Origin of the sequence: Pseudolactococcus hodotermopsidis (assembly GCF_011170085.1) — a bacterium.
Lineage (GTDB): Bacteria > Bacillota > Bacilli > Lactobacillales > Streptococcaceae > Pseudolactococcus > Pseudolactococcus hodotermopsidis.
This window is the reverse complement of sequence record NZ_BLLI01000019.1, coordinates 23,738-31,759: the sequence shown is the minus strand read 5'-3', so window position 1 is coordinate 31,759 and position 8,022 is coordinate 23,738. Positions and strand designations below refer to the sequence as shown.

The following is an 8,022-nucleotide window of genomic DNA, read 5'->3' as shown; positions in this document are numbered from 1 at the left end:
CTAAAATCAAAACCTTTAAGTGTATGGCTCAGAAATATCGTAATCGAAGAAAGAGGCACTTACTTCGGGCGTCCTTAATTTGTGGTATTATCAATTTCGAAATTTAATTTCGGGAGAAGTCTAATAAGATTTAGAGATAGATAATCTCTAATTATACGCATTTAAGCACAAAATCTTATGTTTCGTTTTCATACTTAAATGGGTATAAACTTCTGAAAATGGAGGAAAAACAACGATGAATATTGAAAAAATGACAACAACTTTACAACAAGCATTGGCTGAGGCGCAAAAAATTGCACAAGTTCGGCAACATCAAAATATTGAAATCGCACATCTTTGGAAATTTTTGATTCAGCCTGGGCAATTTGCGCATGATTTTTATCAAGATTTGGGGCTTTCGGTGTCAGATTTTGAGACTGAAATTGATCAAGAATTGGATAAGATTTCTGTTGTAACAGGTGGGAATGTGGCTTATGGGCAAAATTTGAGTCAAAATTTGTTCAAATTGTTCAGTTCGGCTGAGAAACTTGCTGAGAATTTCAAAGATGAGTTTCTGTCCACTGAGACGGTTATACTTGCGCTGTTTTCACAAGCGCACAACCATTTGACCGAATATTTGCTAAAAAACGGCGTAAATGAGAAAAATGTGAAAGAAAAAATCGAAAGTATGCGAGGAGGGAGTCGTGTGACGAGTCAAAATCAAGAGGAGCAATACGAGGCGCTCAAAAAATATGGCGAGGATTTGGTTGAAAAAGTCCGTGCGGGTAAGATGGATCCTGTTATCGGGCGCGATGAGGAAGTGCGGGATGTCGTGCGAATTTTGTCGCGCAAGACGAAGAATAATCCTGTTTTGATTGGCGAGCCTGGTGTCGGAAAAACCGCGATTGTTGAGGGGTTGGCGCAACGCATTGTCAAGAAAGATGTGCCTGCCAATCTCAAAGATAAGACGATTTTCAGTCTGGATATGGGGGCGCTGATTGCGGGCGCTAAGTTCCGTGGCGAGTTTGAGGAGCGGCTCAAAGCTGTTTTAAATGAAATCAAGAAGTCTGATGGTCAGATTATTCTGTTCATTGATGAGATTCATACGATTGTTGGTGCGGGTAAGACTGAAGGGTCAATGGATGCGGGAAATCTGCTCAAGCCGATGTTGGCAAGAGGCGAGCTGCATTTGATTGGGGCAACGACTTTGGATGAATATCGGCAAAATTTTGAGAAAGATAAAGCTTTAGAGCGCCGTTTTCAAAAGGTTTTGGTGCAAGAACCGACAGTTGAAGATACGATTTCCATTTTACGTGGTTTGAAAGAGCGTTTTGAGGTGCATCATGGTGTGAAGATTCATGATAATGCTTTGATAGCGGCGGCAACTCTGTCCAATCGCTATATAACCGATCGTTTTCTGCCTGACAAGGCCATTGACCTTGTGGATGAGGCGAGTGCAACGATTCGGGTTGAGATGAACTCGTCGCCAACGGAGTTAGACCAGATTACGCGCAAGCTGATGCAGTTGGAGATTGAAGAGGAGGCGCTGAAAAAGGAAACGGACGAGGGCTCTAAGAAACGTCTGGCACTTTTACAAGAAGAACTCGCCAATACGCGAGAAACGGCAAATGCGCTGAAAATGCGTTGGGAGACGGAAAAAGAGGCGGTTGAGGCGATTCATACCAAGCGTGCGGAGTTGGAGCAAGCGCGGTTTGACTTGGAAAATGCGGAAAATGATTACAATTTGGAACAGGCAGCGGTGCTACGTCATGGCACGATTCCAAAACTGGAGCTTGAAGTTGCCGAGTTAGAGCGGGCGCAAGAGGCGGATGCTAGTAATCATCTCGTCCAAGAATCCGTGACAGACAATGAAATCGCTGAAGTCATCGGTCGTTTGACGGGTATTCCAGTGACTAAATTGGTTGAGGGCGAAAAGGAAAAACTGCTACATTTGGCAGATACCTTGCATGAGCGCGTGGTTGGGCAAGACGAGGCGGTCAATGCTGTGTCTGATGCCATTATCCGCAGTCGTGCGGGCTTGCAAGACCCTAATAAACCTTTGGGTAGTTTCCTTTTCCTTGGTCCGACAGGTGTTGGAAAGACCGAACTTGCTAAAAGTCTTGCTGAAGATTTGTTCGATTCTGAGAGCCACATGGTGCGGATAGATATGAGTGAGTACATGGAGAAACATAGTGTGTCGCGCTTGGTTGGCGCACCTCCAGGCTATGTTGGCTATGACGAGGGTGGTCAGTTGACCGAGGCGGTGCGCCGCAACCCTTACACGATTATCTTGCTGGATGAGATTGAAAAAGCCCACCCTGATGTTTTCAATATCTTGCTCCAAGTCCTTGATGACGGGCGTTTGACTGATTCTAAGGGTGTTGTCGTTGATTTTAAAAATACAGTTCTGATTATGACGTCAAATATTGGCTCACGAACTTTGCTTGATGGCATTTCTGATGACGGTACGCTTGAAAATGTGACCAAAGAGGCAGTTTTGGATGAGCTGAAATTACATTTCAAACCAGAATTTCTCAATCGCATTGACGACACGATTCTCTTTACACCACTGACCTTGAACGTGGTCAAACAAATTATTGACAAAATCGTAGCACAGTTGTCTGAGCGCTTGGCACATCAAGATATTCGCCTTGAACTTACCGCAGCTGCGACTGATTGGATTGCTGAAAATGCGTATGAACCAGAATATGGGGCGCGCCCCATTAAACGATTTATCACGAAAAATCTGGAAACGCCACTTGCGAAGGAACTCGTATCTGGCAAAGTTTTACCAAATTCAGTGATTTTGGTTGGATTGAAAGATGATAAATTGGTTTTTGATGTTAAATAAGATAATGGAAATTCCGTTTGAAAACGGGATTTTTGTTTGATGAAATTTAGCGACTAATAAGTCAAGTCAGAACATTTAAATTGTTTTCGTAATATTATCAAATATTTAAAATAAATGTTGTAAATATTTGATAATCGTCATAAGGATTGGTATAATTAGGTATTAAAATAATAAGAAAGCGCGTACTATAACTTGCGTACTTTATACGAGTGAGTGTCGGAACATGAGGAGGTAAGTCGTGGGAAATACAGAACTTAAAACAGGTGTTTTTTAAAGAGATAAGATGCGCACTTATACTCATATTCGGATTATTTGATTCACCGAACGTAGTGATTAGAAATGGAGCTTAAAATGAAAAAAATATCAACGTTAATTTTAGTGATAAGTATTTTTTTATTAGTTGGGTGTGGGAAAAAGGAAGCGCAAAAGGAAACAAAAGCATCAAAAGAAACTATCGTCATTCAACCGCCTACTACAAATTATAAAGAAACGAAACTGACATTACCGAGTGAAGTTGAAAAAGTTATTCACATGGAAAAAGTGAAAGAAAAGGTTTATGTGTCGACTTTGAATCATCAGAAACAAAGTGTGATTTATTCTGTGGATGAAATTGGTGGTTTTCATGATGAACTTTTAGTTAGCACGCTTGTTTCTGAACCTAGTCAGTTGACCTACTTGGGAAAAAATGGTGAGTTATTTATTGTGCCAAGTGAAGGTAGTGGCGAAGAGGAACAAACAGCTACTTACCTTTATACGACAACGATTGATCAGCTAAAGGAATTGCAAAAAAGAGAAGTTGAGCTTGATGTTGGACGTGAACGCATTCAAGTTGTGACGCAAGATATATGTGTTATCAGTGACGTTTTTGGGGAATCTAAACTGGTAGATTTGGCGAAAAGTGCAGAAAAAACATTAGAATCTGAAGGGGGAATTTATGCCATTACTAATAATGGCAAAGACATCTATACACAAACATCATCAGATAACATTCAAATTACCTCAAAAGAAAATGAAAAAGTTCGCACTTTGTCAAATCTTTCCTCTGTTTTGGGCGGCATCTGCGATGAATATGTTGTCGAGGTTCATCCTGTCAACCAGAGTGGTGCTTCAAGCAAAGAAGTCAGCGACTTAGACATTTACAAGAGCGGCTCACTTTTCCTTTGTAACGAGCTTAAGCATAAGACATTCACCGACCACGATATTCGCCACGCCGCTGACAAGGTCTTGGCTGCCGGAAAAACTCAAATGCACTTCATCGCTGGTCGGTCTGTTTATTATGACCCTAACAAGATAAAGCCCTGTTTGCGGGAGTATCAAGTCAAAGGTTTCTTGATTAACGTGATACCGGTGGATTATTTCGTTCCGACCTTACTCAGCCTAATCGAGGATGTTGACGTTGACCATTATGTGAAATATATCTTGCAGACGGCTATTGAGACAAAGTTCAAAGAGGAAACAATCGCTTTTATTAGGAATACTGCGGCTAAGCAATTCGGGGTGTAAATGAGTCTGTCCATTATGGAGAAACAAAACTGTGAAATTTCATGTGCTGTGATTTCTCCAGAATTATCGACTCTCTGCATAGATGACAAAATGCATTCATTTTAGGAGGAACTCAATGAAACCAACACTAACACACGAGGACTATTTTCTTTTTGTATTAAATAATGGGTGGCTGACCCAAGTTGAAATCGCCAACTGCACCTATATAGACACTGGAACGTTGTCGCGTAACAAAGCAAAAGTGATAAATGGCGGAGCTTTTTCGAACAATATAATAGGCAAAATATTAGAATATTCAAGTGGTATGGCTGGTGAGCTGGTAAAGAAGCGGCCTGGTTCTGCGCTTTTTTCGTTACTTGACTCCTTGGCAACACAGTACGAGTTGTTAGACACTCAGGCTGAGATAATAGCTAAAGTCAAGCAGCAAATTAAGCATACTGAGCAAGTAGGTCTATTGGCGGATTTCATTAATACCTTACAGTGTAGAAGAGCTGTGGAAAAACATATGGGCGAAGTGACATCCCGCATTCCCCCAGAGTGGGATGAACCACCCGCTATTGATATTTTTTCGTGTACTACAAGCGAATTTAAAAGAGCCAAGCAGGACTATTCAGAAAAAGTTGATGTCCTTTTAGATTGTCCTGCCTTAGTTTTAACAGATGAGAAAGAAGAAATTATAAAACTTACCGAAAGAAAATCTGAAATTCAGCGCGAAGTAATTCAAACACAAACTATAGTAAAAGAGATTGGTGAATATTCACATAAGATTGGATTCGGAATTAGTCACACCGAGTTTGCTGTCGTAAAAATTAGTGCTGATGATGTCAAAGTTACCATTAATGGCATCCCTTCATCAGATTATTACTCAGGAACTGAATTGCGGCATATTATAAATGGAGCTGCTTCTTCGACAAAACAATGGGAAGCTTTTATCCAGATTCCATTATTGCCTAATGACACCAATATCCAAGTGATATTGCAATACAGCATTGTCTATGATTACCAGCCAGAACGAGCCGCAAACTCATTTCGCATAGATATTCCTTGTAAAGAGTTGGACCACTCATACGTATTACAAGGCGATGCGCAGTCTTTTTTAGAAATGTCTGGCTATGCGTTCTTTCCAATGCAAGATGCGCGATACATTCAACCAGCAAGGGTTCTTTTTGACAAAACTGCTGTCACGGTTAGGTTTTCTGATTGGGAAGTGCCGGGGGCGGGCTATGTTCGAATAATCCGACAGCGCAACAAATCGTAACATTGTTGCGCTATTGCATTTATACTATTAGCATTGCGTTAAATTTCATTTTGTTTCACTCGTTCTACAATATGTGCCAAAATACAGACAATTATAAATCATTCCCATTTATTTCGACATCGGATATAATAAAAGCATCCCCAGAGGAAATGGCCAACCTCACGGGAAATACAAAATCACTTAGGAGGTTCATTATGAACAACAAGATTGAAGTTCCCGGCGAATCCCACTTGGCATGTGTACTATTGCTGGACACATCGGGTTCAATGTCCGGCGAAAGCATCCGTAGCCTTAACGAAGGCGTAAAAAAGTTTGTCGACCAAGTTTCTCAGGACGAGCTTGCAAAATTGCGCTTGGATGTGGCTATCGTGGAGTTTAATGACCACGCACGTGTGGTGCAAGATTTCCTTCCAATTGCCAGCATGACTGGCCCCACTCTTTCGGCTGGTGGGTTGACCCACATGGGCGAAGGCATCAAAGAGGCTGTTCGCTTAGTGAAAGAACGCAACCTTCTCTACGCTACGAAAGGAACGCCTGCGCATATGCCTTGGATATTTATGATTACCGATGGTCGTCCGGAGGGTGAAGCGGCAAATCATATTGAGGAAGCCATTGAATTGGTTCAGCGCGAAGAAAAAAAGAGCAAGCTAAAGTTTTGGTCACTTGCGGTTGACAATGCAGACAAGACTGTTCTTCACAGACTGTCACAGCGTGTTTTTGATATGAGCGGTCACGATTTTGCAGGCATTTTCGACTGGATGGCTGAAAGCATGAGTTACATTTCGGTAAGTCGCCCTGATGCAGACCCTGACTACGCTCCGCTTCCACAGAATGTTGTGCCAAGCCAATGGTAAACGCATTGGGACAAGCTCTGCGGGCGATACTAAATTGTGTTCGTAGAGCTTGTCACTCAATAAACAATAGGAGGTAATTATGTCTTACTATATTTATGGACATTCTGTTCGCGGGACGTCTCATGATAAAACCAAAACTCCATGTCAAGACTCTTGCAAATTTATAGATCTTCAAAATGGTTGGGTGGTTGCAGCAGTCGCAGATGGTGTTGGTTCCGCCGTAAACTCTAAGGTAGGTTCAGAAATGGCTGTAGAAACAGCAGTGAATTTCGTTGCCTCATATATGCCAGTATCGCTTAGGGAAAACGGAATTAAAAGAACGATATACTGCGCATACAATGCAGCGTTGAAAAAAATCAAGGATAAAGCTGAACAAGATAGACAGCCACTTGAAAGCTATGATACCACTCTGTCCTTGGTTGTTTTTAACGGAGACAGGCTATATTATGGTCACGCTGGTGACGGTGGAATTTTTGGGCTGACCGTTTATGGGGACTATTCAGAAATAACAAAGCCCCATAATGGAAAAGATGGAAGCACTGTTGTTCCTCTTCGCGGAGGAGAAGATACATGGGAAATAGATGCTTTCCGAGGAGATGTGCTTACATCTGTCCTTCTTTTGACGGATGGAATGCGAGGTGAAATGCGACCATATGAGCTTGGCACAGGTGAAAAAGACTTGTATATCCCGATGTGTTCTTTTCTTATGCACCCGGGCTGGTATCGCAAACACGAGAGGGAGTACAGTGAAATTACAAAAGATTTCCTTGATGGAAACTTGAAGAGAGAGTTACTATATAAACTTCTCTCCGAAACGTATTTGGAGGCGCTTCAAAACCATGACATGGTGCATCAAACAGTAAATACTGTCTGCGCTCAAGACAATATCACCAAAATGCTGCTACGTTGCAAAGATGACAAAACTGCGCTTGCGATTATTGGTAGCAGCGTTGATAAAATCCCAGCGCTGAAGGCTGTCGAACTATATGCAGAACCTAATTGGGCAGAAAAGAAAGCTCAGTCCGATAAGGAGTTATATCCTTCTCGCAAAGACAGGGGTGTAGTAGCTCAACCGCCTGTAGTGACGGCTGTGATTAGTGGAGATGATGCTTTTCAAGTTGACAGCAATGGCGGAGTATCAAAGCCCAGCGTGGGAGGCAACCAGAGTGAGCCGAACCCTATTAGGACGTCTGGGGAAGGCGGCAAAAACGGTAAGAAGAAGCAGAGCAAACTGCTGGAGATTGTCATTGTTATAGTCGTTTTTTTAGCGGTCATCGGAGGAATTTCTGTTTTTAGTTTCTTCTCTGGTCTATTCAGCTATGACGATGCCATGCCAACCAATACCAACACAACGTCAACAAGCGAGCCGCTTGTGAGTGAACCGCCAGTAACAGAGAATCCGTATCTGCCCCGCGCTTCACAGGGTGCTGTTTCAAATGATGAGGACAATGAAGTTGTTCCCTCATCGTCAAATCACGCAGAGTCTACGTTTTCCGATGAAAACAGCGGCGATGTTGGCGAAGACGATATTTCATCATATTCGGGGTAGCCAGGGGCACGATTAACAAAGGAGGGAG

At 42.3% G+C, this 8,022-nt stretch carries 5 protein-coding genes; all 5 read left to right on the top strand.

What is annotated here, in order from left to right; genetic code table 11:
* Nucleotides 1–235: 235 nt before the first annotated feature.
* The 5 genes from clpB (at nt 236) to Hs30E_RS04445 (ending at nt 7,994) form a co-directional block, all read left to right on the top strand.
* Nucleotides 236–2,830: an ATP-dependent chaperone ClpB gene (clpB, locus tag Hs30E_RS04465; protein ID WP_172208311.1), complete on the top strand. Its 2,595-nt coding sequence runs from the start codon at nt 236–238 to the stop codon at nt 2,828–2,830.
* 351 nt (nt 2,831–3,181) lie between these two features.
* The gene (locus tag Hs30E_RS04460; protein ID WP_172208309.1) at nt 3,182–4,333 is read left to right on the top strand and encodes a restriction endonuclease, SacI family; all 1,152 of its coding nucleotides are present in this window, start codon (nt 3,182–3,184) and stop codon (nt 4,331–4,333) included.
* A gap of 115 nt (nt 4,334–4,448) precedes the next feature.
* Nucleotides 4,449–5,591: a hypothetical protein gene (locus Hs30E_RS04455; RefSeq protein ID WP_172208307.1), complete on the top strand. Its 1,143-nt coding sequence runs from the start codon at nt 4,449–4,451 to the stop codon at nt 5,589–5,591.
* 194 nt (nt 5,592–5,785) lie between these two features.
* Nucleotides 5,786–6,445, top strand: a complete 660-nt coding sequence (locus tag Hs30E_RS04450; protein ID WP_172208305.1) for a vWA domain-containing protein — start codon at nt 5,786–5,788, stop codon at nt 6,443–6,445.
* 79 nt (nt 6,446–6,524) lie between these two features.
* Nucleotides 6,525–7,994, top strand: coding sequence for a PP2C family serine/threonine-protein phosphatase (locus Hs30E_RS04445; protein WP_172208303.1), 1,470 nt, complete (start codon nt 6,525–6,527; stop codon nt 7,992–7,994).
* Nucleotides 7,995–8,022: the final 28 nt, after the last annotated feature.